Below are 1,446 nucleotides of genomic sequence, written 5' to 3'. Positions count from 1 at the left end.
CCCCAGGGAAGGGACGGGAATGGGTAGGGGCGGCGGGGGCGAGAAACCCGCCAACCCCTACGGCGCCACCTCCGTCACCTCAGCCGAAAGCGCATCCCGCTGGTGAGGAATCCCCGCCACACCCTGCGGCTGGAACATGACCGTACGCCGCGGCGCCGGAATGCGGATCCCCTCCGTCTGGTACCGCTTGTGCAGCCGCTTGATGAACTCGTGCCTGATCCGGTACTGGTCACTGAACTCACCCACACCCAGGATCACCGTCATACCGATCCGCGAGTCCCCGAACGTGTGGAAGCGGACCGCGGGTTCGTGATCGGGCACGGCCCCCTCGATGTCCGCCATCACCTCGGCGACGACCTCCTCGGTCACCCGCTCCACGTGCTCCAGATCACTGTCGTACCCGACCCCCACCTGGACGAGGAGCGTCAACTGTTCCTCGGGCCGGTTGAAGTTGGTCATGTTGGTGCCGGCCAGCTGACCGTTGGGAATGATGACCAGGTTGTTGGAGAGCTCCTTGATGGTCGTCTGGCGCCAGTTGATGTCGGTGACGTAGCCCTCCTCGCCGCTGCTCAGCCGGATGTAGTCACCTGGCTGAACCGTCTTCGAGGCCAGGATGTGGATACCCGCGAAGAGGTTCGCGAGGGTGTCCTGCAGCGCGAGGGCCACCGCGAGACCGCCCACACCCAGGGCTGTGACCAGCGGGGCTATGGGAATGCCCAGCGTCTGGAGCACCACGAGGAAGCCGATCGCGAGGACCACGACCCGCGTGATGTTGACGAAGATCGTGGCCGATCCCGCGACCCCGGAACGGGACTGCGTCAGCGAGTGCACCAGCCCCGCGATCAGACGCGCCGACGTGATCGTCACCACGAAGATCAGCAGCACGGTCAGGGCCTGGTTGACGTTGTGCCCGACCGTCCGGGTCAGCGGCAGCACCGCCGCCGCGGCCGCCGCACCACCGACGATCGCCCCCCAGGGCACCAGCGTCCGCAGCGCGTCGACGATGACGTCGTCACCGCTCCAGCGGGTGCGCGTCGCGTGTCTGCCGAGCCAGCGCAGCAGCATGCGCAGCAGGAACGCCAGCAAGAGGCCCGCGGCCAGGGCCACTCCGGCCATCACGAGGTCGTCGAGCGTGAGGTCCCGGGTCATCGGTCGCCTCCCGTGGAACGCGGGGAACGGCCCGCGGGCCGGATGTGATGTGTCGTCACCTTGCCACCTGCTCGAATACGGTCTGTACGATCACGCCCGGACGTGTGTACGAAGTCGGGCGCGACCGCTCATCCTGCCGTATGCGGGTGGCCACCCGTCACCGGACCTGCGTTAACCGGCCACTGACGTCGTACGTGTATCTCGCATCGGTACTCATCGCGTCGTACGACGGCATACGGCGCGCCACCACTGCGCTCCGCCCGCACCTCACCCCTCGCCGAACACCCCATGCCGGCC

General features: G+C 67.5%; 1 protein-coding gene. It reads right to left on the bottom strand.

What is annotated here, in order from left to right; translation table 11 throughout:
- Positions 1–57 precede the first annotated feature (57 nt).
- On the bottom strand, positions 58–1,149 hold the full coding sequence (locus tag FNH08_RS50040) for a mechanosensitive ion channel family protein (protein ID WP_152778662.1): 1,092 nt from the start codon (positions 1,147–1,149) through the stop codon (positions 58–60).
- Positions 1,150–1,446 lie beyond the last annotated feature (297 nt).

The organism is Streptomyces spongiae (genome assembly GCF_009377185.1).
GTDB lineage: Bacteria > Actinomycetota > Actinomycetes > Streptomycetales > Streptomycetaceae > Streptomyces > Streptomyces spongiae.
This window is presented reverse-complemented; position numbering and strand designations above follow the sequence as displayed.